Annotated in this window: 14 protein-coding genes, 1 other RNA gene and 1 riboswitch; of the genes, 7 read left to right on the top strand and 8 right to left on the bottom strand. The window is 64.2% G+C overall.

Annotation, left to right across the window (positions count from 1 at the left end; genetic code table 11):
• Nucleotides 1–269 precede the first annotated feature (269 nt).
• The 6 genes from raxX to ACCQ16_RS05895 all read left to right on the top strand — a co-directional run bounded on the left by raxX (nucleotide 270) and on the right by ACCQ16_RS05895 (nucleotide 10,857).
• Nucleotides 270–449 carry a RaxX family RiPP gene (gene raxX, locus ACCQ16_RS05920; RefSeq protein ID WP_014089614.1) on the top strand — a complete coding sequence of 60 codons (180 nt, stop codon included), beginning with the start codon at nucleotides 270–272 and terminating at the stop codon, nucleotides 447–449.
• A 251-nt stretch (nucleotides 450–700) separates the two neighbouring features.
• Nucleotides 701–815, top strand: a riboswitch (glycine riboswitch).
• Nucleotides 816–905: 90 nt separating this feature from the next.
• Nucleotides 906–3,779: an aminomethyl-transferring glycine dehydrogenase gene (gene gcvP / locus ACCQ16_RS05915; protein WP_277572828.1), complete on the top strand. Its 2,874-nt coding sequence runs from the start codon at nucleotides 906–908 to the stop codon at nucleotides 3,777–3,779.
• 179 nt (nucleotides 3,780–3,958) lie between these two features.
• Complete coding sequence (locus ACCQ16_RS05910) at nucleotides 3,959–5,593, top strand: carboxylesterase/lipase family protein (protein WP_008576585.1); 1,635 nt, start codon at nucleotides 3,959–3,961, stop codon at nucleotides 5,591–5,593.
• A gap of 57 nt (nucleotides 5,594–5,650) precedes the next feature.
• A complete protein-coding gene (locus ACCQ16_RS05905) occupies nucleotides 5,651–6,505 on the top strand; it encodes an aldo/keto reductase (protein ID WP_277572827.1) in 855 nt (284 codons plus the stop codon).
• A 207-nt stretch (nucleotides 6,506–6,712) separates the two neighbouring features.
• Nucleotides 6,713–8,821 carry a catalase gene (locus tag ACCQ16_RS05900; protein ID WP_008576589.1) on the top strand — a complete coding sequence of 703 codons (2,109 nt, stop codon included), beginning with the start codon at nucleotides 6,713–6,715 and terminating at the stop codon, nucleotides 8,819–8,821.
• Between the two features lie 800 nt (nucleotides 8,822–9,621).
• Nucleotides 9,622–10,857 (top strand): type III secretion system effector protein, encoded by a 1,236-nt coding sequence (locus ACCQ16_RS05895; protein WP_218501757.1) that lies wholly within the window; start codon nucleotides 9,622–9,624, stop codon nucleotides 10,855–10,857.
• A 322-nt stretch (nucleotides 10,858–11,179) separates the two neighbouring features.
• Here the strand turns inward: ACCQ16_RS05895 and xopP (ACCQ16_RS05890) are convergent, their stop codons facing one another.
• The 4 genes from xopP (ACCQ16_RS05890) to ACCQ16_RS05875 all read right to left on the bottom strand — a co-directional run bounded on the left by xopP (ACCQ16_RS05890) (nucleotide 11,180) and on the right by ACCQ16_RS05875 (nucleotide 17,591).
• Nucleotides 11,180–13,339, bottom strand: a complete 2,160-nt coding sequence (gene xopP / locus ACCQ16_RS05890; RefSeq protein ID WP_277572826.1) for a type III secretion system effector XopP — start codon at nucleotides 13,337–13,339, stop codon at nucleotides 11,180–11,182.
• A gap of 116 nt (nucleotides 13,340–13,455) precedes the next feature.
• Nucleotides 13,456–15,600: a type III secretion system effector XopP gene (gene xopP / locus ACCQ16_RS05885; protein ID WP_277572825.1), complete on the bottom strand. Its 2,145-nt coding sequence runs from the start codon at nucleotides 15,598–15,600 to the stop codon at nucleotides 13,456–13,458.
• Between the two features lie 675 nt (nucleotides 15,601–16,275).
• Nucleotides 16,276–17,001: an AraC family transcriptional regulator gene (locus tag ACCQ16_RS05880; RefSeq protein ID WP_008578160.1), complete on the bottom strand. Its 726-nt coding sequence runs from the start codon at nucleotides 16,999–17,001 to the stop codon at nucleotides 16,276–16,278.
• A 131-nt stretch (nucleotides 17,002–17,132) separates the two neighbouring features.
• Entirely contained in the window at nucleotides 17,133–17,591 is a 459-nt protein-coding gene (locus tag ACCQ16_RS05875; RefSeq protein ID WP_011346711.1) for a hypothetical protein, read from the bottom strand.
• A 284-nt stretch (nucleotides 17,592–17,875) separates the two neighbouring features.
• Between ACCQ16_RS05875 and ACCQ16_RS05870 the strand changes: the two genes are divergently transcribed.
• Entirely contained in the window at nucleotides 17,876–18,301 is a 426-nt protein-coding gene (locus tag ACCQ16_RS05870) for a hypothetical protein (RefSeq protein ID WP_372178235.1), read from the top strand.
• Nucleotides 18,302–18,540: 239 nt separating this feature from the next.
• Here ACCQ16_RS05870 and ACCQ16_RS05865 read toward each other — a convergent pair whose 3' ends face one another.
• The 4 genes from ACCQ16_RS05865 to ACCQ16_RS05850 all read right to left on the bottom strand — a co-directional run bounded on the left by ACCQ16_RS05865 (nucleotide 18,541) and on the right by ACCQ16_RS05850 (nucleotide 24,466).
• Nucleotides 18,541–20,661, bottom strand: a complete 2,121-nt coding sequence (locus ACCQ16_RS05865; protein ID WP_277572824.1) for an alpha/beta hydrolase family protein — start codon at nucleotides 20,659–20,661, stop codon at nucleotides 18,541–18,543.
• Between the two features lie 153 nt (nucleotides 20,662–20,814).
• Nucleotides 20,815–20,889: non-coding RNA, sX9 sRNA (locus ACCQ16_RS05860), on the bottom strand.
• A gap of 63 nt (nucleotides 20,890–20,952) precedes the next feature.
• Complete coding sequence (locus ACCQ16_RS05855; protein ID WP_008571897.1) at nucleotides 20,953–21,789, bottom strand: transporter; 837 nt, start codon at nucleotides 21,787–21,789, stop codon at nucleotides 20,953–20,955.
• Nucleotides 21,790–22,495: 706 nt separating this feature from the next.
• Nucleotides 22,496–24,466 (bottom strand): OPT family oligopeptide transporter, encoded by a 1,971-nt coding sequence (locus ACCQ16_RS05850; RefSeq protein WP_277572823.1) that lies wholly within the window; start codon nucleotides 24,464–24,466, stop codon nucleotides 22,496–22,498.
• Between the last annotated feature and the right edge of the window lie 385 nt (nucleotides 24,467–24,851).

Raw genomic sequence — 24,851 nt, 5'->3', positions numbered from 1 at the left:
GCGCTTGCCGTGACCGGCATCACATCGGCACATGCCGGCACGGACCTGGCGGATGCGACGTTCGTTACCGCGCACACAGCGTCGTGCGCCGGCCCTGGGTCGCAACGGCACCCGCGCACGCTGGATCGCATGGTGCTGTCCCCGGCTCTGCGGTCCAGCGACCACTGTCGCCTCACCGGCCAACGGGCAGATGGCCGAGGCGGTCACGCAGTCGTCCCTTCGGGCGGCGTGACGCTGCGTACGAAGGGAAAACCCGTGAGGACGTCAACATGAATCTGTCGAAAAAATCGCCAACCAATGGTGCGCAAGCGCTGCAGCGGCCCGCCGGGGCCAAGGGCCAGCTGGAGCCCCTGGACCAGCGTCTGTGGAAGCATGTCGGCGGTGGGGACTATCCCCCGCCGGGCGCCAATACCAAGCACGATCCGCCGCCCAAGAACGGGCACCACTGATCCGCCTGCGCGGGCAGTAGCGAGCGGGCGCTGCCGTTGCCGGACCACCCGGTAGCGGAGAACAGCAGCCGCTCAAACCCCGGAGGCCGGACGAGGCGACTCGCCCGGCCTTTGGCATTTCATGGCGCCGAAAAGCGTTTCGCCAAGCGGCTGGGCGCTGGCTATACTAGCCAGGCAACACGGTGGGAGAAGCGGCACTGCCGCTGCCGAAGGCGCAACAGCCCGTAATCGCTCAGGCCCGATACCATCCGCAGTACAACTCTGGAGAGACCGGCCGATGCCGGCGCCGAAGGGGCACGAAACGCAGGCAGGCCGCGGGCCAGGCCGCGTTTTTAAACTCTCAGGCAAAAGGACAGAGGGGCGCGAGGAAGACTGCTGCTGCGGCAGGTCGTGGTGCGCGCATGCGCGTCATACCGGCCGTGATGCGGGTCGACCATTCGTCTGCCCCTACTCCGGATGCCCGCCATGTCCCAGACCCCGTCTTCCCTGCGCGACCTCGAACACCACAGCGCGTTCGTCGAGCGCCATATCGGCCCCAACGACGCGGAAATCGCCCAGATGCTGGACGTGGTCGGCCACGCCTGCCTGGATGCGCTGACCGATGCCATCGTGCCGGGCAACATCAAGTCGCCGGCGCCGCTGGCGCTGCCCGAGGCGATCACCGAAGAAGAAGCGCTGGCCAAGATCCGCGCCATCGCCGACAAGAACACCGTGTTCCGCAACTTCATCGGCCAGGGCTACTACGGCACCCACACGCCGAAGGTCATCCTGCGCAACATCCTGGAAAACCCGGCCTGGTACACCGCCTATACGCCGTACCAGGCGGAAATTTCGCAAGGCCGCATGGAAGCGCTGATCAACTTCCAGACCCTGTGCGCCGACCTCACCGGCATGCAGATCGCCAACGCCTCGCTGCTGGACGAAGCCACCGCCGCGGCCGAGGCAATGACGCTGGCCAAGCGTTCGGCCAAGTCCAGGTCCAACACGTTCTTCGTGCATGACGCAGTGCATCCGCAGACGCTGGAACTGCTGCGCACGCGCGCCGAGCCGCTGGACATCGTGCTGCGCGTCGGCATGCCGGAAGAAGCGCTGCAGGCCGAGTGCTTCGGCGTGCTGCTGCAGTACCCGGACAGCTTCGGTCATATCGGCGATCACGCTGCACTGGCAGACGCCGTGCACGCACAAGGCGGCCTGGTCGCGGTGGCCACCGATCTGCTTGCACTGACGCTGATCGCCGCCCCGGGGGAATGGGGCGCCGACATCGTGGTCGGCAACTCGCAGCGCTTCGGCGTGCCGTTCGGTTTCGGCGGCCCGCATGCCGCGTTCATGGCCTGCCGCGATGCCTACAAGCGCTCGATGCCGGGCCGTTTGATCGGCGTGTCGATCGATGCCGCCGGCAACCCGGCGTATCGCCTGACCTTGCAGACCCGCGAGCAACATATCCGCCGCGAAAAGGCCACGTCCAACATCTGCACCGCGCAGGTGCTGCTGGCGGTGATGGCGTCGATGTATGCGGTCTACCACGGCCCCGATGGCCTGACCCGCATTGCGCGCCGCACGCACCGCCTGGCGGCGATCCTGGCGGCGGCACTGCGCAGCGCCGGCATTACCGTCGGCGAGCGCTTCTTCGACACCCTGCACGTCAAGGCGATCGATGCCGATGCCATCCACGCCCGTGCGCGTGCGGCCGGCATCAACCTGCGCGCCATCGACAGCGAAGCGGTGGGCATCAGCCTGGATGAAACCACCACACGGGCCGATGTGGTTGCGCTGGCGCAGCTGTTCGGTGCCACGGCCGATGTGGACGCGCTGGATGCCGCCACCGCCGATGCCTTGCCGCAGGGTCTGCTGCGTACCACCCCGTTCCTGACCCACCCGGTGTTCAACACCCACCACAGCGAACACGAACTGCTGCGCTACATGCGTTCGCTGGCCGACAAGGACCTGGCGATGGATCGCACCATGATCCCGCTGGGCAGCTGCACCATGAAGCTCAACGCCACCGCCGAGATGATCCCGGTGACCTGGACGGAGTTCGGTGCGATCCATCCGCTCGCTCCGGCAGAACAATCGGCCGGCTATGCGCAGCTGATCGACGAGCTGGAAGCGATGCTGGTCGAGTGCACCGGCTACGACGCGGTGAGCCTGCAACCCAACTCCGGCGCGCAGGGCGAATACGCCGGCCTGCTGGCGATCCGCGCCTATCACCGCGCACGTGGGCAAGCGCATCGCGACATCTGCCTGATTCCCGAGTCCGCGCACGGCACCAATCCGGCGTCGGCGCAGATGTGCGGTATGACCGTGGTGGTGACCAAGTGCGATGCCAACGGCAATGTGGACGTGGATGACATCCGCGCCAAGGCGGAAAAATATTCCGACCGCCTGGCGGCGCTGATGATCACCTACCCGTCCACCCACGGCGTGTTCGAAGAAGATGTGGTGGCGATCTGCGAAGCGGTGCATGCGCATGGCGGTCAGGTCTACACCGACGGGGCCAACATGAACGCGCTGGTCGGCGTGGCCAAGCCCGGCAAGTGGGGCTCGGACGTGTCGCATCTGAACCTGCACAAGACCTTCTGCATTCCGCATGGCGGCGGCGGTCCGGGCGTGGGCCCGTGTGCGGTGAAGTCCCACCTGGCCCCGTATTTGCCGAAGACGCTGGGCGGCGAAGGCGATGTCGGCATGGTGAGCGCAGCAAGTTACGGCTCGGCCTCGATCCTGCCGATCAGCTGGATGTACGTGACCATGATGGGCAGCGCCGGTCTGCGCAAGGCCACGCAAGTGGCATTGCTCAACGCCAACTACATCGCCAAGCGCCTGGCGCCGCACTACAAGACGCTGTACACCGGCCGCAACGGGCTGGTGGCGCACGAGTGCATCCTCGACGTGCGCCCGCTGGAGAAGACCAGCGGCATCGGCGCCGAGGACATCGCCAAGCGGCTGATCGACTTCGGCTTCCATGCGCCGACCTTGAGCTTCCCGGTCGCCGGCACGCTGATGGTGGAACCGACCGAAAGCGAATCGCAGCATGAACTGGACCGCTTCATCGACGCGATGATCCAGATCCGCGAAGAGATCCGCGCCATCGAAGACGGCCGCCTTGACCGCGAGGACAACCCGCTCAAGCACGCGCCACATACCGCAACGCAGGTGTCGGCCAGCGAGTGGACGCATGCCTACCCGCGCGAACTGGCTGCCTTCCCGCTGCCCAGCCTCAAGCAGCAGAAGTACTGGCCGCCGGTGGCGCGCGTGGACAACGTCTACGGCGACAAGAACGTGATGTGCGCCTGCATCCCGGTGGATGCATACAAGGAAGACGTCGAGGCCTGATCGCCGTACCCGCGATGGCTAACAAAACCCAGCCGGTGACACGGCTGGGTTTTTTTATTGCGCTGCGTGTCAATGCCCGGATGCCATACACGCCCCAGCGCGCTGCCAGCCGTTTTCCTGGCCTACACGTGCCACCAGGATGATGACGGACGCTTTCATCCCACAGCAGACCCTGGCGCATGCGTGAACTGAACTTTCTTGGTGCCGTTCTGGTGGCAGCCTGCCTGCTGATTGGCTGCGCACCGCGCCGTCCCGGCGAAGTGCCGGCGCTGGTGCACGCGCCCGATGCGCGTGCCGAAGTGGTGCAGACAACGGCCGGCCCGGTGCGCGGTGTGGCCAGTGCACAGGGTCGGGCATTCCTGGGGGTGCCGTTCGCAGCGCCGCCGGTGGGTGCACTGCGCTTTCGCGCACCGCAACCGCCAGCCGCATGGACGCAGGTCCGCGATGCCACCCAGGCCGGCCCGGCCTGCCTGCCGCGCTATCGCTTCGGGCAGAAGCATGTGTCCGAAGATTGCCTCACGCTCAATGTCTACGCACCGCCCGGCCCGGCAGCAGCGCATCCACGCGCGGTGATGGTGTGGATCTATGGCGGTGCGCTGGAATTGGGCAGCAATGTCGACTACGACCTGAGCGCGTTGGCTGCGCGCCAGGATGTCATTGTGGTGGCACCCAACTATCGCCTGGGCGTGTTCGGTTTCTTCGCGCATCCAGGCCTGCGTGGCGAAGGCGAAGGCGCCTATGCATTGCTCGACCAGCAAGCGGCCTTGCGCTGGGTGCAACGCAATATCGCCGCGTTCGGCGGCGATGCGCACAACGTCACCGTGTTCGGCGAATCGGCCGGTGCGTGGAGCATCTGTTATCAGCTCGCCTCGCCCGGCGCGGCGGGGTTGTTTCAACGCGCCATCCTGCAAAGCGGCAGTTGCCTGGCGAGCGATTCCAGCGTGCCACAGCGCGAAGCAGAAAGTGGCGGCGTCCGCATGGCGCAACGCCTGGGTTGCGCACGCACGCACGATGTTGCCGCATGCCTGCGCGCACTGCCGGCCGAAACGCTGGCCGATGCAGTACCACAACGGCGTGGCCTGACCGGCAGCGATGCGTGGGCGCCGATGTCCGGCGGCCAGGCGTTGCCGCTGCCGCCGGCCGCCGCAATCGCCAGCGGTCGGCATGCGCAGGTGCCGGTACTGATGGGCACCAATCGTGATGAAGGGCGTTTGTTTGCGCAATTGCTGTCCTACATCGGCAAGCTCAACCTGCGCGGCGGATATGAAGCGCGCGTGCAACGCATGCATGCCTCTCCAGCCCCGGTGCTGACGCAATACGCAGCCGTTGCCGCGCAATCGCGCTGGGAGGCGTTCGCCGACATCGTGACCGATGGCGGCTTCGCCTGCCCCACACGCCGGCTGGGGCGGGCATTGCGCACGCATGCGCCGGTGTACGCCTACGAGTTCGACGACCCGCACGCGCCGTACGGTCTGTTACGCCTGCCGTTTTCGCCTGCATTGGGCGCGTTCCACGCCTCTGAACTGGTGTATCTGTTTCAGCGCCCGTGGGTACTCAGTGGCCGGGCGCAGTTCAGTCCGGCGCAGCAGGCGTTTGCCAATACGGTGCAGGATTATTGGGGTGCGTTCGCGCGCACCGGCGATCCCAACGGTGGCGGGCGGCCGCGGTGGCCGCTGTTTGATGGCGACACGCCGCTGACACTGTCGCCGCACAGGATCGGCGCAACGCCCGACTTCGTGCAGCGTCATCGTTGTGCGTTCTGGGATGCGCGTGCAGACACTGCGACAACATCGGTGCAGCCATCGTCGCCGTGACAGGGCGATCGGTGTGATGCGACCGCCACCCTCATTCCAACGCGACAGGAACCCATCATGTCCGAATCGTCTTCCCCTTCCTGCGCACAGGTGCGCCTGCGCAACGGGCGTCGCGTGCCCGCATTAGGTCTGGGCTCCTGGAACCTGGGCCAGGGCCGGCATGCGCCCGAGCAGGAAATTCAGGCGCTGCAACTCGGTCAGCAATTGGGGATGCAGCTGATCGACACCGCCGAGATGTACGGCAATGGCCGCTCTGAGCAACTGATCAGCCAGGCCATCGGCCGTGCGCAGCCGCCCTACGTGGTGTCCAAGGTGTTGCCCGGCAATGCCAGCGCCCGCGAAATCGCACGCGCCTGCGAAGCCAGCCTGCAACGGCTGGGGGTGCGCACCTTGGATCTGTATTTGCTGCACTGGCGTGGCGGCAGCGATCTGGCCGAAGTGGTGGATGCATTCGAAGCACTACGCGATGCCGGCAAGATCCGCGATTGGGGCGTGTCCAACTTCGATGTCGATGACATGGAGGAGCTCTGGGCAATCGATGGCGGCTCGCGTTGCCTGGTCAACCAGGTGCTGTACCACGCTGGCAGCCGCGGTATCGAATTCGACCTGTTGCCGTGGTGCGCCGCGCACGAGGTGGCCGTGATGGCCTATTCGCCGCTTGGCAGCCGCGCGTTGCTGGATCATCCGGTCTTGCACGCCATCGGCGAGCGTCGTGGCGTTGCAGCCACCGCGGTGGCGCTTGCGTGGGCGATCCGCAGCGGCAATGTCATCGCCATTCCCGAATCCGGAACGCCGGCGCATGTGCGTGCCAATGCCGCGGCCTGCACGCTGCAATTGCACGCAGACGATCTTGCCGAGATCGATCGCGCCTTCGCGCCGCCTACCCGCAAACAGCCGCTGGATCTGCTGTAAAACATGGATAGTCGCGCCCGCTTGTCTGCGCATCTGCACGGCTGCGCGTGTGCGTGCTCGTGATCGCTGCAACATGCAACTGCGACTTCGCGCAATGTTTGCTGCACATGTGAGTTTTCGTTCGCAAGCAGACACATGCAATTAACAGCGCCACTCCCAGGCTTTATTGCTCAGCCCGCATCCCAAGCCCGCCAGAGTGGAGTTCCTATGGCCAAGTCCCCCAGCAAATCCGCGCAGGTCCCTGCCCTCGCACCTGCCAACACCACCGTCGATGGGTCGCGCGGTACTGGCGATGAATTGCACCAGAAGGCAGGCGGCACGCACCCGCAGCTGACCACCAACCAGGGCATTCCGGTAGGTGACAACCAGAATTCGCTCCGCGCCACCCCGCGCGGCCCGACGTTGCTGGAAGATTTCATCCTGCGCGAAAAGATCACCCACTTCGATCACGAACGCATTCCCGAGCGCATCGTGCATGCGCGCGGCAGTGCCGCCCACGGCTATTTCGAGCTCACCAAGTCGTTGAGCCAGTACACCACCGCCAAGATCTTTACCGAGGTGGGCGAAAAGACCCCGTTATTCACCCGTTTTTCCACTGTCGCAGGCGGCGCCGGCTCGGTGGATACGCCGCGCGATGTGCGCGGGTTTGCGGTGAAGTTCTACACCAAGGAAGGCAACTGGGATCTGGTCGGCAACAACATCCCGGTGTTCTTTATCCAGGATGCGATGAAGTTCCCGGACCTGATTCATGCGGTGAAGATGGAGCCGGACCGGGGCTTCCCGCAGGCTGCCAGCGCGCATGACACGTTCTGGGATTTCATTTCGCTGACACCCGAATCGATGCACATGGTGATGTGGGCGATGAGCGACCGCACCATTCCGCGCTCGCTCCGCATGATCGAGGGTTTCGGCATCCACAGTTTCCGATTCCTCAATGACAAGGGCGAAAGCACCTTCGTCAAGTTCCATTGGCGGCCCAAGCTGGGCCTGCAATCGACGATCTGGGACGAGGCGGTCAAGATCGCCGGCGCCGATCAGGATTTCCACCGCCGCGACCTGTTCGAAGCAATCCAGAACGGCGATTTCCCCGAGTGGGAACTCGGCGTGCAGTTGTTCACCGAAGCCCAGGCAGCAACGTTCCCGTTCGATCATCTGGATTCGACCAAGGTCATTCCCGAAGAGCTTGTGCCGTTGCAAATCGTCGGCCGCATGGTGCTCGACCGCTGGCCGGACAACTTCTTTGCCGAAACGGAGCAGGTTGCCTACTGCCCGGCCAACATCGTGCCCGGCATCGACTTCAGCAACGACCCGCTGCTGCAAGGCCGCCTGTTCTCGTATCTGGATACGCAGCTGAGCCGCCTGGGCGGGCCGAACTTCCATCAGATTCCGATCAACGCACCCAAGTGCCCGTTCGCCAACAACCAGCGCGACGGTCACATGCAGATGAACGTACCCAAGGGCCGCGTCGCCTATGAGCCCAGTTCGCTGCAGGCCGATGCGCCGCGTGAAGCGCTGCGTGGCTTCCCCAGCCATGCAACTGCGGCCGAAGAAGGCACCAAGGGCCGAGTGCGTGCAGAAAGCTTTGCCGACCATTACAGCCAGGCGCGACTGTTCTTCCGCAGCCAGACCGCACCGGAACAGGCGCATATCGCCTCGGCATTGGTGTTCGAACTGTCGAAGGTGGAAACCGCCCACGTACGCGAGGCCATCGTGGGTCATCTGCGCCACATCGACCAGGAGCTGGCGCAACGTGTGGCCGATGGCATGGGCATGACCGCCCTGCCGCCAGCACCGCCGGCTGCAGTGGCGCCGATCGACATGCCGCTCTCGCCTGCCTTGCAGGTCATCGGCAAGATGAAGGACACCCTGAAAGGGCGCACGGTGGGCATCCTGATTCACGACGGCTCCGATGCCGCGGCGATCAAGGCCGTACGCAAGGCGGCCGAAGCTGCGGGTGCGACGGTCAAGATCGTTGCGCCCAAGCTCGGCGGCGCCAAGCTGAGCGACGGCAAGCAGTTGGCCGCCGATGGGCAGCTGGCTGGGACGCCTTCGGTGGTGTTCGACGCGGTGGCGGTATTGCTGTCCTCGGAAGCGGCCAAGCTGCTGACACGCGAATCGGCGGCGCTGGATTTTGTGAGCTTTGCCTGGGCGCATCTGAAGGCCATCGCATTCGACGAAGGCGCGCAGGTGTTGTTGAAGGCCGGCAACGTCGGCAAGGATGCGGGCGTCGTTCCCGCCGCCGATACCAAGGCATTCATTACCGCAGCAAAAACGCGCCAGTGGGCACGCGAGCCGAAGGTGCGCATGCTGGCGTAACCGCGGGAAGACCCGGTACCCGGGTTTGAAACCGAGGCACGCCACGTCCGCGCGCTGGCGGCCCCAAACCCCTCGGCTTTTGCCGCTACCGCGCGTTTGCGCGGTAGCGGCAGGTTACTGCGCATTTCCACGGCAAGCGCTAGCTGTTTCGCGTTGGCCACAGCTTCGATCGCGCAGCCAGCATGCGCACTGCGCGATGTTCGTTACCAGGCCGCGATGGAGCACCCTGACGCGAGCGAGGTTTACCTGTCGCTCGCGTCCAAGGTCATGTAGGTCGCGTCGATGACGACGCTCGGTCGCTATTCGCTTCCCGGATGACGATTACGCCAACTGGCGTTGCTTGGGATTGGCCGCATTGCAGAATGTGCCGCTAGTCACTGGAGCACGGTATGGAATCTCGGATCACCCCGACCTCTGGCGCAGCAAACTTGCCGCTTCCTGCAGCCGATGACGCGGCGTTACCACGCAGCCCGGCGACTGACGACGATCGGCACCACCGCACTGATGCCCGATTGGCTGGACTAACGCCCCGCCGCAGCGCGGCGCGGACCAGCACAGCCACCGCGCTCGATTGCGTAATGCCGGACGCCGCGGGCAGCAGGAGCATCGGTGCGCCTGCCTCGGCTCCTGTCGTAAATCGCCCGGATAGACCTCTATTCTCGATCATTCGGCCTATCGCGTTTCTAGCCACCAGGGCCGACATCGGCGGCCATCGCCACCCGATGAGCCTGTCCGAAAGCGCTGTTGTCTTCTCGCGCTCCAAGGCGACATTGGGAGGCAGCGATGTGGGCATGGTCGGGATGCTCGATGGCCAGGAGCATCTTGTCAAAACCGGAATTTCGCGCAGCCTGCTGGGTCAGGCAGTGAAATGTTGCGCGAAGGGGCAAGGCGCGGAGGCCAACAAACGCTTGGGCTACATCGTCGGCTCGGCAGCCAGGCTGCTTGAGGGCAGCATGGACAAGCAGGCCACGCAGCAATGGCTGACACTGGCCTTCCATGCCTTTCTCGATACCGAAAAAGGTAAGAGATTGACGGAAAAAGCGAAGACGGATGCGTTGGACATCGACGATGTCTGCGAGATTCACGAAAGCCTGGTTGCTGCAGATCCTCGTCTACGCAATCCGCTTGGCATCCCGGCCTTGTTTGACATCATCAACGTCGCTGCCGCACAGGATTTGGTCAACGCGCTACAGGCACGCCATCTTCCGCGGCAACACATTCCGGACTCATCGCTGCTGACACTGCCCGACAACGCCTTCATCGCCTCGCGACTGATTCATGATGCAGAGCCGCTGGATACATTCCTGACCAAGGCGTTCTTGCCGCCTGACGTTTCGCTTGCGCAGGCCAAGCAAGCCGCTGCCCGTGTGAAAAGCGCAGCCGGCAGCGGTGCGCAGGCCGATGAACTCGCCGCAGACCACGCGCTGCTTGCGCGGATCAACGATCCGGTCAATCTTCGTTCGGGCAAACAGGCGTTGATCGATACCTTGCGCCACAGCGGTCTGGACGGGCTGTTCGCCTCGTTGCTGGCCAGGCTGACCCTGGGCGAAGCGTCTGATCTGGGCCCTGACAATATGCTGGTCATTCCCGGAGAAGATGCACGCCACAAGGTCGTCAGCATTGACGTAACCGGCTTTCGCTACGACCGGGAGAAAGATACCCCGGCAAATCCACGAGAGCCGCTTCGGTATGGTTGGGGAGACGTCGTCCAGAACCCGGCACGGGCGCTGCAAGTGCTGCTTGATGCCAGCGTGATGAGCAGCCGTTATGCGAAAGGCCTGGATGGCGTACATGCCATGGTGATTGAGGCGATACGCGAGGCGCTTGCCTGGCAAGCCACGCCTGAAGTGGAAATGGTCAAGCAGTGGTACGCCGCGCTCGATGTGGACTCCGTCACGTCCTCCTTGCACTCGCTGGGCGATCAATTGAAAGACATGTCTGGCGCGGGTTGGATGCCGGATGCCGCGCTGGTGAATCAGGTGTTGGCACGCAATTCCTCCTTCCTCAGCAATGTGATTCAAAAATCCCGGACATGACGACTGCGACCAGTACGCGCCACGGGCTGCACGTGCGCGATACCAGTACCGCCCACGGCGACGGTCAGGCGAACCACGCCTGGCCTCGCGCCAATGCCTGCGCGTGCGCGGCTCGGGCGTCGCCACCGGCTTCATTCCGCACGGCGTTGGCGGGCAAAAAGACCGAGCTCCCTGCCCGCCGAATTGCCTCTATCAGATGCTCACCGTTTTCAGGTTCCTGCCTGGCCCGCTGCAACTGGCCACTCACGTTGAGCGATCCGTGGAGCTTTGAGCCGTGTGTTCGAGGATCTCTTCCTTGGTGAGGACAGGCGACGCGTCGTGATTAGCGCTCCCCACCAGCGCCAGCCACCCAAAGCTGGCCAAGCAGCTTGGAGCCGATGGTTGCCCGGTGCACCTTGGCCTCGGTGTTTCCGAGGGCGCGCATCATCTCTTCCCAGCGTGCGCCCAGGTTGACTTCTCTCTCCGTCTTCAGGTGGACGGCCGCCAAGTCCTTATAGTCGAGCGCGCGCAGCGCGTCGGGGGTGACCGGTCTTTTGGCATGTACGTGGACGAACCAGGGCCGCGGGATGTTTCCATTCGACTGCGGCGTGTGCTCGATACGCACTTCAAAGAGCCTGCCACGGTCGCCAATGTCGTCCTCCGAGCGAAGGCGGCGCGGCGCCGTGACGCGTGCCAGTCCATTCATCGCCAACAGGCGCTCCAGATGCGGCGCACGTGGCTGCGGATCGGTCTTGAGCGCATCGGCTTGGCGCCGTTTGAAATCGTGCTCGATCCTCTGGAGAAGACGCAGCCGCGTGTCGAGGTGGTCGATGCGCGCGTCTCCTGCACGGAGCTTGCCTTTGAGCTGCAGCACACGCTCGCTCGATCCGAACCAGCCCTGCATGGTGATCCTGGCAGAATCGAAGGCCGTCGCCGCGTCATATCTGGAGTCGCCGATCAGCCGCTCTACGTCGGTGGTGTCCTTGCCAAGCCGCTTGGCGAGCGCGATGAAATCACCGCCGAGTTCTGCCACCGGCAACGACTCCAGACGCGTGCCTTTCAGTATCTCGTCGGCCTGCTTTTGCGCTGCGCTGCGCTCATCCATGACCCGCCGCGCGGGCGCTGCCGCCAAGCTTGAAGCATCAGGCGTGCGCACGCGTGCCTTGCGCGACCGGCTCGATTTGCCTGCTGTCGTCGTGGTTGTCGGCACGCTTGATGTTGTCGACGCCGGTGCCTGCCCGGGCGAGGCCGCTGCTGTGCCAATCAGCTGTCTGTCCTGGACGGCGAACTCACACATGTCAACAATCGCCTGACGTTGGTCGGCAAGTGCCTGTGCAAGATCGAGCATCGTCGGCCATAGATGATCTCTGGCATGTTCACCTGCTTCGATGAGCACGGCGGCATCCATACACAGCTGCGTCGCCGCTCGGCCACGCAGCTCGGCGTATTCGATAAGCACTTGCTTGTACATGGCCAGCATCTGCGGCGTCAGCGAGTGCTCGGTTGAGAGAAAGCGTTCAAGATGGATCTTGGTCAGCTCCGTAAACGCTTGTCCGACCTTGGCTTCCATGCACCTGTCTACTTCTTCGAGCGCGCTCAATCGATCCATCACCTGTCGCAACCCGCAACGACTGGCTTGATCGGAAAGCCTTCTTGAATATATTTCGTACAGCACTCCACGAACGGTTTGCATCCGCGTGTGACAAGATCCCATCGTGATCCTGATGATCGGCAGCTGGGCCTTCAGCACGTCGGGCGGCGCCCGATTCGTCATCGGCGACTTGATACGCCGGAAAACCTCTTCCAGTGCTGCAATGACATCAAGAAGATGCGTGCGTAACGCATGCCATGATTCCGGCTGCTGCAGACGGATGGCCTGGACATTAAACCGTGCAAACTGGCTGCTTTCCGCAAGCACAGACCCCAATTCCTGGGTCAATTTGTGATCGATCATTTTTTCGCATGACAGATAGTTCATCGCTGCGGCTTGCCCGAGAGACGAAATCAATCGATCCTCATGGGCTTCGATGTCGGAGGATGACATGCGGCGTTGGATCTTGAGCTCGCTCAGCGCCTGCAAGCCTTGTCGCGCGGATGCGATCGCCGATGCGCCTGACTTGAGCCTTGCTTCAAGGGATCTTGTGTCTGCCACCCCCCTTGGCGCCACGTTTGTGACCAGGTGATTGAACAGTTGCAGCCTGGCCGAGGCCGTGTGCAATACCTCGAGCTGATCTGGTCCTGCTGAGACAGGCGCCGAGGTGAAGAGCGGTCCGCGGACGCCCCTGGCGTTAGCGGATGATGATGCAGGCGCACTGGCTCTGGCAGCTCTGGCAGCTCTGGCCGGTCGCGGCGTTCTGATGGCAAGCCCGCTGAGTTGCGTGGAGAGCGCCGCTACCTCGTCAGGCACGCTCGCGTTGGTTGATGCATCCTGTGGCGGCGCCGCTGGTTGAGCGGACCGCGCGGGATCCACTGGGGCTTGATTGGTCGCTCGAACTCTCGGCACGGTGCATCCTCCGACATTGCCATTCTATTGCCACGCATGGACGCCCAGATGCGCCTGTTCTCGGCAGATCCGAGACCTGGTGGTCTGGGTATGCGACGGCACCTGGGCCGTTGTGGCTATTGCTGTCCACCAGCGCCAAGCGCCCACAGCTGGCCAAGCAGCTTGGAGCCGATGGTTGCCCGGTGCACCTTGGCCTCGGTGTTTCCGAGGGCGCGCATCATCTCCTCCCAGCGTGCGCCCAGGTTGACTTCTCTCTCCGTCTTCAAGTGGACGGCGGCCAAGTCCTTATAGTCGAGCGCGCGCAGCGCGTCGGGGGTGACCGGTCTTTTGGCATGTACGTGGACGAACCAGGGTCGCGGGATGTTTCCATTCGACTGCGGTGTGTGCTCGATACGCACTTCAAATAGGCTGCCACGGTCGCCAATGTCGTCCTCCGAGCGAAGGCGGTTCGGCGCCGTGACGCGTGCCAGTCCATTCATCGCCAACAGGCGCTCCAGATGCGGCGCACGTGGCTGCGGATCGGTCTTGAGCGCATCGGCTTCGCGCCGTTTGAAGTCGTGCTCGATCCTCTGGAGAAGACGCAGCCGCGTGTTGAGGTGGTCGATGCGCGCGTCTCCTGCACGGAGTTTGCCTTTGAGCTGCAGCACACGCTCACTGGATCCGAACCAGCCCTGCATGGTGATCCTGGCAGAATCGAAGGCCGTCGCCGCGTCATATCTGGAGTCGCCGATCAGCCGCTCTACGTCGGTGGTGTCCTTGCCAAGCCGCTTGGCGAGCGCGATGAAATCGCCGCCGAGTTCTGCCACCGGCAACGACTCCAGACGCGTGCCTTTCAGTATCTCGTCGGCCTGCTTTTGCGCTGCGCTGCGCTCGTCCATGACCCGCCGCGCGGGCGCTGCCGCCAAGCTTGAAGCATCAGGCGTGCGCACGCGTGCCTTGCGCGACCGGCTCGATTTGCCTGCTGTCGTCGTGGTTGTCGGCACGCTTGATGTTGTCGACGCCGGTGCCTGCCCGGGCGAGGCCGCCGCTGTGCCAATCAGCTGTCTGTCCTGGACGGCGAACTCACACATGTCAACAATTGCCTGACGTTGGTCGGCAAGTGCCTGTGCAAGATCGAGCATCGTCGGCCATAGATGATCTCTGGCATGCTCACCTGCTTCGATGAGCGCGGCGGCATCCACACACAGCTGCATCCCGGCTCGGCCGCGTATCTCGGCGTATTCGACGAGTACCTTTTTGCACCGGGCCAGCCCCTCCGGGGTGAGCGAATGCTCGGTTGAGGAAAAGCGTTCGACATGGACCTGGATCACATGCTTGAGTGCTTCGCCCACCTCAGCATGGTGAAGGCTGTCGATTTCTTCGAGCTCCCTCAGTCCGTCAAGCACCTGGGGCAGGCCGCACTCGCTGGCCTCATCGGCAAGGCGCCTTGAATGTATTTCGACGAGCATTCCGCGGACGGTCTGCATCCGTTCATGGCACGATCCCATCATCGCCCTGACGACCGGGAGATGGTCCTTGAGCGAGTCGCGTGGCCCCTGACCCGTCATCGGCGACCTGATGCGCTGGCAAACCTCCTCCATCGCTGCAAGCGCATTCAGAAGATGCCCGCGTAACGCAAGCCATGGTCCCGGTTGCTGCAGACGCATGGCGTCAGCGGACAACACCACCATCTCGACCCTTTGGGTATTCACATGGCCAAATTCGGTGGCCATTTTCTGATCGATCATCTTCTCGCATGCGCCGTAGTGAAGCGATGCGGCTACTGCGAAATGCGGCACCAGGAAATTCTCGTGTTCTTCGACGTTGTCGACCGGCATGCGTTTTTGGATATTCAGCTCGGCCAGCGCCTGCAAGGCTTGTCGAGCGGATTCGATCGCAGACTTTCCGGATTCGAGTCTTGCTTCCAGCGCTCTGATATCCGCTGGTGCGTCACGTTTTTGTGCCAGGTCGTTGAAGCGTTTCAGCCTGGAAGAGGCCTTGCTCAATACTTCGAAAGGATCTGGCCCTTGCGGAACTGGCGCCGCGGCAAAGAGCGCCGCCATGACGTCCTGTGCGTTGGTGGACGATGCCGCTGGAAGATTGGCTCTGGAGGCTCGGCCCAGCCGTCGCGGCCTGATGGAAAGCCCGCCGAGTTGCGCTGAGGGCGCCGCACTGGCGGCAGAGCTACTTGCGGCTGATCCCGAGCCCGATGGTGTCGGTGCAGTTTGAATCAATTGCGCGGGATCCGGTGGGGCCTGCTTGGTCGATTCAATTTTAGGCACGGTGCATCCTCCGATATCGCCATTCGATTTGCTCGCACACCGCGCCCAGTTTTCCCCGTCCCGGAATGTGCGTGGAACGTGGCGGAGCCTTACGCCAGGCCTTGCGAGCCGGCAGCGATGCGTGTTGCCACTGCGTGGCGCAGTCACCGCGTGACCCGTGCCATGGCGCTCGAACCGCCTGCCTCATCGTGTTGCATGCTGCAGTGCCTGCCTCACTCACTGCTGGCTCGACCCGGCATTGTTCATCATGCAATTGCGGATGAAGTGCAGCAAAAACCGTGTTGCCGTTTCAACGCAGGAAGCACGACCCACTCATGTCGATGTGCGTGACATCGCTGCCTTAGTAAACCACCGAATGCGGCGCGGTTTGCATGCGGCGCGAATGCGTGGTGACTGAGACGAAGAAGAGCCGGCTGCGCATGCAGTTGTTCAATGACCAGACGAGGCGGTCAAGGCATCTCCCAATAACTTGGGCACCTCTCAAGACCCGTCATCATGTCCGATGCCTTTGAATCATCGGCACAACGCTCAGGAATCAAGAAACGACGCAATGTTGCAGATCCGGTGGACGCATATCCATGGCAAGCCCTAGTTCGGAAACCTCAGCAGGCAGTTCGAGAGAATTTTCAGGCTCAACGCACGTCTTGCGCATGCACGTTGAGATCGCCCCGCCCTCTACACTGTTTCGGCTGAAAACTGCTGCGCATTCGCCAACGCACGATATTCGCGCGGCGTCATGCCCACCGCTTGCTTGAATTGCCGCGCGAACGCGCTTTGGTCGCTGAAGCCGCAAGCGTGGCCGATTTCGGTAAGGCTCTTGTTTCCGTGCAGCAGATGCATCGCCATCTGCAGACGCAGCTTGGCCAACACTTGCTGCGGCGTGAGCTGGAATACCTTGCGGAACGAGCGCTGCAGCTTGGACATGGAAAACCCGGTGATCTCCACCAGCGCCTGCATGCGGACGTTCTGCGCGTAATTGGCGTTGAGATACGCCAGCGCAAGTCGCAGCTTTTCGTACTGCGATTCGTGCCCGTCCTGCGGGCCCAGATCGCGCGAGATGCCGATGATGCCCTGCACCTTGCCATTCACCAGCAACGGACGCTTGCAGGTCAGGCACCAGCCAGGCTCACGGTTAGCGAACAGGTGGAGCTCCAGCAGGTTGTCGATCACCTCGCCGGCCAGCACCTGCTCGTCCTGATTGGCGTAATTGGCGCCCAGGCCACTGGGATAGACCTCGGCAACACGCTTGCCGATCAGGTCCTTGCGCGATTTCAGCCCCAGCCGCCGCAGCATGGTCTGGTTGACGTGGGTGTAGCGGCCCTCGCGATCCTTGACGAAGAACAACACGTCCGGCACGGCATCGAACAACGCTTCAAGATCGGCAGGATCGATGCTCTTCATGCGAGAGGGTTCATGCAGGGCAAGGTGCTCGAGACCGGGAAAGGCGCATCAAACCAGGCGCGCGATTGAAACGATTCGCCCCTGCCGCGCCATGATACGCCGCATGCGCGATCGGCCTGCGGCCGGAGGACTCAGCGCGAGGTGTTGCCTGCGTCCACTGCCGCCGGTGCAGGCTTGGCATCTCCCGCCGCAGCGGTCGGGTTACCGATGCGATCCAGCGGCACCTGTCGCGCACGCCAGCTCTGCACTACCGCCGCACCGGCCTGTGAGCCCACCTGCACGCGCAGCCGCGCGCTGCCGCCGGGCGCGATGAACTCGATCTCGCAGTCTCCCGCGGCCATGCAGCTATCGGCCGCAAGGGGATCCACCAGTTGCCAGCCTTGCTCCATCACCGCCTGCGCAAACGCGCGATACCCCATGCCGGATTTCAGCACGGCCGGCAATGGCACGCTCGTATCGCCGCCTTGCTCGGAAGACGCAACCGCCACCGGGGCGCGCGCGGGCGCAACGGCAGGCCGCGACGCGGCGCCCAGGGCGGGACTGCAGATCAGAGCGATTACCCACAATGCGGGGCGGAACGACGTGCGCATGCAAACGGTCCTTGCGGTCCTGGCAGGGAACTTGGAAGAGGAAGATGCGCTAGTTTGACATGCCTGTGATGCGCTGCGGCAATTGCATTTGGGATGCATTGGCCCGTGATCTGCACCGCGGCGTTGCAAGCGGTTCACGTCAAGCGTACTCATCCAGCGCGCGGAATGTCAGTGGAACGGCCAGACGCTCCGGATCGACGATTGCCGCCGGCGGACTCATCGGTATCAGCGCGTCCACCGCCGATCCGGTCGCCATCGTCGCAAGCAAGCTGCATCATTGCGGTTTGCGCGCGGAGTTCCCGATGGCCATTGCCAATGCTTCAACCCCAACGTCTTCAACCTATGCAGTCGGCCAGCTATGGCGCTGCCGCGGGCGCAGTGCCGCCGAAACGCCGCTACTGCTGATCAACCAGATCGATACGCATCCGCAGGGTGGCCAGATCCTGCACGTGACCATCAGCGAGGTCCAGGTCCGTCATGCGGGAATGCCCAACGGAACGCTGGACACGCTGCCGCACATTCCGGTGATTGCACAGACGCTGGAGCGCAGCGCTGCCGAACACGTCGGCGACAGCACGCCCAATCAGGCGTATCTGCCCGGGTATGCCGAGTGGAAGGCCGCGTTCGACGCCGGGCGTGCCGGCTCGTTCGGGATTGCGGTGTCGGAAATTCTGGACATCGTGGAAGGCCAGCTGGCCAAGCGCGGCTAGCGCTGCGCAGGTATCAGGTGGGCATGGACTGCCGGCAAGACTGCAGTGCACGCGCGGCAGATGCGAGGTGGAATAGCGGCTGCGTGCTCTGGCGGTGCGCGCAGTCGGCGCGCTAGCACTCCAGGCGCAACGGGCAGGATGCGGTTGCCGAAACGCTGACTTCGACAACGCCCATCGCCCAGGGAACGCATTCGCTCAAGCAACCGACACGCCGCGCCTGGCGGCGTGTCGGTCGTCCGTCACTGGCCGATATGCTGCTTCAACCAGCCATTGACGGTGTCATGCCACAGGATGCTGTTGTCCGGCTTGAGTACCCAGTGGTTCTCGTCCGGGAAATACAGGAACTTGGAATCGATGCCCTTGCGCTGCAGCGCGGTGAAGGCAGCCAGGCCCTGTTCGACCGGAATGCGGAAATCCTGCTGGCCGTGGATCACCAGCATCGGCACCTTCCACTTGTCTACGTGCAGCACCGGGTTGAACTTCTCGTAGCCGGCCGGGTTCTGCCACGGCGTGCCGCCATTTTCCCACTCGCTGAACCATAGTTCCTCGGTGGCATAGCCCATGGTGCGGTTGTCGAAGACGCCGTCGTGGTCGACCAGGCACTTCCATGGTTGATTCCAGTTGCCTGCCATCCAATAGACCATGTAGCCGCCGTAGCTGGCGCCCAATGCGCAGGCCTTGTCGCCGTTGAGGAAGCCGTATTGCTTCTGCGCGGCGGCCCAGCCTTTTTGCAGATCTTCCAGCGGGCGGTCGCCCCAATGCTGGCTGATGGCGTCGGTGAATTCCTGGCCGTAGCCGGTGGAGCCGTGGAAATCGATCATCACCACCGCGTAGCCCTGGCCGGCGTAGGTCTGCGGATTCCAGCGGTTGCTCCAGCCATTGCCGAAGCTGCCCTGCGGGCCGCCGTGGATCAGGAACGCCACCGGGTAAGTCTTGCCCTGCTGGTAGTTGTACGGCTTGACCACGTAGCCGTGCACGGTGTCGTTGTTCCAGCCCTTGAACTGGAACTGCTCGTAGTCGCCGAACTGCACGTCCGGCAGCAATTCGCCCGCGCTCTGGCTGATCGCGCGCAGTCCCTGGCCTTGCGTGTCGCTGACGAAGATCTGGTCACCGCTCTTGAGCGAGTTGCGGGTAAAGGCCAGCGTATTGCCGGCCAGCGTGGGGGCGTGCACGCTGCCCTCGCCCACCAGCTTGGTTGCCTCGCCGCCGGCGATATCGATCTTGAACAGTGGGTGCTCGCCGAGTTCGTCGGCACTGGTGTAGAGGCTGGCACCGTCTTCGCTCAACACGATCTCGCCCGCCGAGCGGTCCCACTTCGGCGCGATCTCGCGCGTCTTGCCGCTGGCCACATCCATCGCCATCAGGCCGAAGCGGTCGGCCTCGAAGCCCGGGCGCTTCATGGCGCGGTAGTACAGCGTCTTGCCGTCGGTGCTGAACACCGGGCCGGCATCCCAGGCCGGGTTGGCCGCGGTCAGGTTGACCGGCGCGGACTTGCCGGTCGCATCCAGGCGGTACAGATCGAAGTTGGTCTGCCACGGCTCGTCGTTGCCGGTGGGCTTGCCGCTGGCCTTGGCATTCTTGCTCGCCTCCGGGCCATGCGGCTGCGGAATGCGCACGCTGGCCACCACGCTGGCGCCATCGGGCGACCAGGTGTAATCGTCGTTGCCGCCGAACGGCTTGGACGGCGCGTCGCCGGCCAACGTGGCGCTGATCGCCGATGCCCCGACCACTGCCTTGGCACCGGCCGCAGGCAACTCGGCCACGAACAGGGTGTTGCGGCGGCCATCGTTCCAGGTGTCCCAATGACGGACGAACAACTGGTCGTACACCACGCCGCTGGCCTTGTTGTTCTTGAGCTCGCCCAGCTTCTTCTTGGTGCAGCCCAGGTCCGAGCCGCAGTCCTGGAACACGCCCGCGCTGAAGGCGATGCGCTTGCCGTCCGGCGAGAGCTTGTAGCTGTCCACGTCCACCGCAAATGCGGTGAGTTGCTGCGGCGTGCCGCCGGCCATCGGCTGCGCGTAGAGCTGCTGGCTACCGGATTTGCTGCTGAGGAAGTACACCGTCTTGCCGTCCGGCGACAACGCCGGGCTGTTGACGTTCCATCCTTCCGGGGTGAGCCGCTTGGGCGGCGCCAGATCGCGCGTGCGCAGATTGCGCACCCACAGGCTGGTGGCCGGCTTGCCATTGGCGGTCTTGGCCTGGCGCTTGGCGAACAGCACCACGCTGCCATCCGGGCTGAGCGTAGGCGAGGACACCCGGTCCAGCGCCACCATGTCGCGCACATCGAAACCGCGCGCAGCGGCAAGGCTTGGCAGGGCAGCCAGCAAACACAGGGGCAGTACGGCGTGACGCAGCTTCATCGAGATCTCCGGCAACGGCAAAACGTCGATGGTAGGCGTTGCTGCGGCGCACGCGCAAAGGCAGGAGGTCCTGCGGCGCGACGCGGTGCGCCGCGCACGCATGCGCAGACCATGCCGCCTGCACGCGACACGGGCGGCTGGGCGCTTTAGAGCGGCTTACGACGTAGCGAGCAGTCGTCAGGTGGGTGCGGACGGCGCACTCAAAACCGGCGTGGACGAGTGGTACACATGCCGATTCCGGGCACCGGCCGCGCCCGCCTGGCGGCTGCGCAGTCGTTTTGTTCGCTGCTCTTAGAAGCGGTGCGACAAGCCGACGTAGACCTGGGTGTCGGGCGTGCGGTCGTTGAGGCCGAAATTGGCGCCTACGTCCAGCTGCAGGAGCGGATTGAGCAGATACGACGCCGCGATATCGGCCGAGTACTGCTCCACGGTCTGCGCCGGATCGCGGTTGATGGAGGACCACACCTCCACCGCCATCGACAACTTTGGTGTCAGTGGGCGCGCCAGATTGATCACGTTGACGATGGCCACATGCTTGCCGCTGCCATCGCTGTCGGCCAACCAATCCAGTTCCGGACCGAACGTCAGCGAGAAGCTGCTGGGCAGCACGAAGTTGACCGGCAGCGCCAGGCCGCCTTCCCAGGTGTCGTTGCCCAGGCCGGTACGCGCGGTGGGTGCCTTCACGAACGGCAGCAGCGCCACGCTGGCGGTGTCGCTCTCGTACACACGCGCCTTCATGCGCAGATAGAGATCGCCGCCGCCGCTCAGGCTGCTGCGCGCACCGGTGGCGCGGTCGGTGGTCTTGACCTGCAGTTGCGGCGCCCAGTTGAGTTGCAGATCGATGCGGTCGCTGACGCCGTACTTGAGCGTGGGATTGGTGAAGTACGCCGTCTCTGTGCGTGTGCCGGGCTGGCTGTCGCGCGTGTAATTGCCGATGTCGGTTTCCAGTTGCCACTCGCCAGCCGGCACGGTGCAGGTGGCATTGGCCTTGGTCGGCCGATCGGTGCAAAGCGCCGCGTCGGTGGCGTCTTGCGCCTGCGCCTGAACTGCGAGGCTGCTCAGCGCTGCCGTAACGATGACGGCGAGCAGTGTCTTGCGGGAAGACGAGCGCGAGGTGATGGTGGGCATTGCGGTGATTCCAGGGCAAAGCGCGGCACGAATCGCATGACCGTGCCGCGTTGAAGAGTGGGAGGTGGTGCGTTACGACGCGCGGTATGGCGGCGCTGCACTTGGTCTGCAGTGCCGCAACTGCGGTTTTTTCGGGGCGGCGTCGGTGCAGTCGCGATGCGATGCACACGCCCACTGCAGGGAAGTGCGCGGGCCTGCACTGCCAGACACTTGCCTGGCGTTGCGGCGTCATGCACAGCGCATGAGCGCACCACGGTCTACCGGGTGGTTGGGATCAGATCAGTCCAGGCATGCAGCACTCGTAGCGCACCGTTGTGCGGGAGACGGCACGATAAGCAGCAGCGGCATAAAGTCGCTATGCACGGCAGTTGCGCAGGGCGTAAAGCCGGCGCAAAGACATTGAATCTGGATGGCGGGTTAGCGGGTGGCTGTGCAGGCCGCGATGCCCGCATGCGGCAGTGCTGCACGGTTTGCATGCGGTGTGCAGGACGCAGTGGCAGCGATGCAATCGAAACGGCGAATCGAGCTCCATCGTGCGCAGGACCTGGCGCCATTGCAGCGCTGGCATGTCTTCGCCAGGTAAAGCCCGGCGGCCCAGACAGCTGTTTCCCGTTCCCTCACAGCTGTGCTGGATCAAGCTGCGCGCACAACCAGGCGCCGCTTGCAGATGGCGCATGCGGGGCGCATGCGCCATCTGGCATCACACTCAGGCGGCCTGTTCGCCGCGCTTGCCAACGCGATACAGCAGCCAGCCGACCAGGGCCAGAATCGCCAGGCCGACCCACTGGTTGAGCTGCAGCGCGGCCGGCAATGCCAGCACGTCGGCGCGGCTGGACAACACGATCGGCACCGCAATGGCGATGCCCATCAACGCCTCGCCGGTGATCAGGCCAGCGGCAAACAGCACGCCCGGGCGATGCACGCGGTCACGGCCGTCTTCGTCGTCGGCACGGATGTTGTGGAAGCGCTCCACCAGATGCGCGATCAGGCCGCCGAGGAAGATCGGCACCATCAGTTCCAGCGGCAGATAGATGCCGATGGCCGCGGCCAGCACCGGTACACGGAAGCGCTTGCCGTTGGCCTTCAACCATTCGTCCAGCGCGATGATGGCCGCGCCCACGCCGGCACCGATCGCGATCATGCTCCACGGCAGCTGGCCACCGAACAGGCCCTTGGCCACCGAGGCCATCAGCGTCGCCTGCGGCGCGCCCAGCGAGTTGGGATGCTGTGGCGTTGCTGGGCCGATGCCGTAGGCTTGAGCCAGCAGGTTCAGCACCGGCGCCATGATCAACGCGCACGAGAACGCGCCAATACCCAGCATCAGCTGCTGTTTCCACGGTGTGGCACCGACCAGATAACCGGCCTTGAGATCTTGCAGGTTGTCCCCGCCCACCGCCGCCGCGCAGCACACCACCGCACCGATCATGATCGCGGCCACTGCGCCCAGCGGTGCAGCGCCGATACCCACCGGCACCAGGCCGCTCTTGCCGAGCAGCAACACCAGCACCGCCGAGGCGAACAGGATGGTGGAGATGGTGATGCCCGACACCGGGTTGTTGGAAGAGCCGATCAAACCGGCCAGATAGCCCGAAACGGACACGAACAGGAAGCCGGCCACGATCATGATGATGGTCATCGGGATCGACACATGCCACTGCTGCACGATGGCCTGATACAGGCCCAGCAGCGGCAGCGTGCACAGCACCAGCGCCACCAGCATCCACTTCATCGGCAGATCGCGCTCGGTCTCTGCAACCACGCCGCCGCCACTCTTGCGCGCAGCGGCAAAGCCGCTCTTGACGCCGGAAAACAGCGATTTCCGCAGCGAGAACAAGGTCCACACGCCGCCGATCAACATCGCGCCGACACCCAGGTAGCGAATCTTCGCGCCCCAGATGCCGAACGCTGCATCGGCCGCCGACGCATCGACCAGGCTCTGCGCCAGGGCCGGGTCCGAGCCCATGAAGAACTGCTGGTACAGCGGGATGGCGATGTGCCAGGACAGGATCGAGCCGGATAGCACCACGATGCCCACGTTCAACCCGACGATGTAGCCCACGCCCAGCAGCGCCGGCGACAGGTTGGTGCCGATATAGCCCACCAGCCGGCTGCTGCCCAGGTAGGTGGCCTGCGCCCAGGTGTCGGGAATCACGCGCAGGCCGCTGGCCGCAGCCAGCTTGACCAGCGCTCCGATGGCGCCGGAGATGGCCAGGATCCTCAAGCCCGGGCCGGGATTTTCGCCGGCCTTGAGCACTTCGGCCGCCGCCTTGCCTTCGGGGAACGGCAGCGGGTCTTCAACGATCATCGAGCGACGCAACGGCACCGAGAACAACACGCCAAGCAGGCCGCCCATGCCGGCGATGCCGAGCACCCACCAGTACTTGAAGTCCGGCCAGTAGCCCATGATCACCAGCGCGGGGATGGTGAAGATCACCCCGGCCGCGATCGACGAGCCGGCCGACGCACCGGTCTGGACGATGTTGTTCTCCAGAATGGTGCCGCCGCCCAACAGGCGCAGCACACCCATCGACACGACGGCTGCCGGGATGGCGGTGGCGATGGTCAGGCCGGCGAACAGGCCGAGGTAGGCATTGGCGGCCGAAAGCACGACCGCCAGCACGATGGCCAGCGCGACGGCACGGAAGGTGAGCTGGCGCGGCTGCGCGTCGTGGCTCATTGGGCATTCCCCTGTAGGCAAAAAATCCGCACCACGCTAGCGCCTGCGTCCACGCGAGTCCAGCTGCGGCGCGGCGTGACAGTGTGCGTGCGATGGCGGGTGGACGTCGCAGGGGCAACCGACGCACGCGCTGCCGGCTGGGTTGCAATCTGTCCGATCGCAGCGGTATCCGGCGCGTTGGCTGTTGAGGACGCGGGCACGTTTCGAACCACGCTCACCCCCAGCGTCGATACAGGTGCGCCGCGCCGTGCAACTGGCGTCAGCTGCTGCCGGGTGGATGTTATTGCGCTAACGCGCCTGCCGGGATCTGCGCCCGGCGCGGCGATCACTGCACGGCAACAGCCCGACACCGCGCGTGCGACGCCAGGCGCAGAAGAGTGCGCGT

This window comes from Xanthomonas sp. NCPPB 1062, from assembly GCF_041481705.2.
In the GTDB taxonomy this organism is placed as follows: domain Bacteria; phylum Pseudomonadota; class Gammaproteobacteria; order Xanthomonadales; family Xanthomonadaceae; genus Xanthomonas; species Xanthomonas euvesicatoria.
Note: the sequence above shows the minus strand (reverse complement) of the source record. Positions and strands in the feature narration are given on the sequence as shown.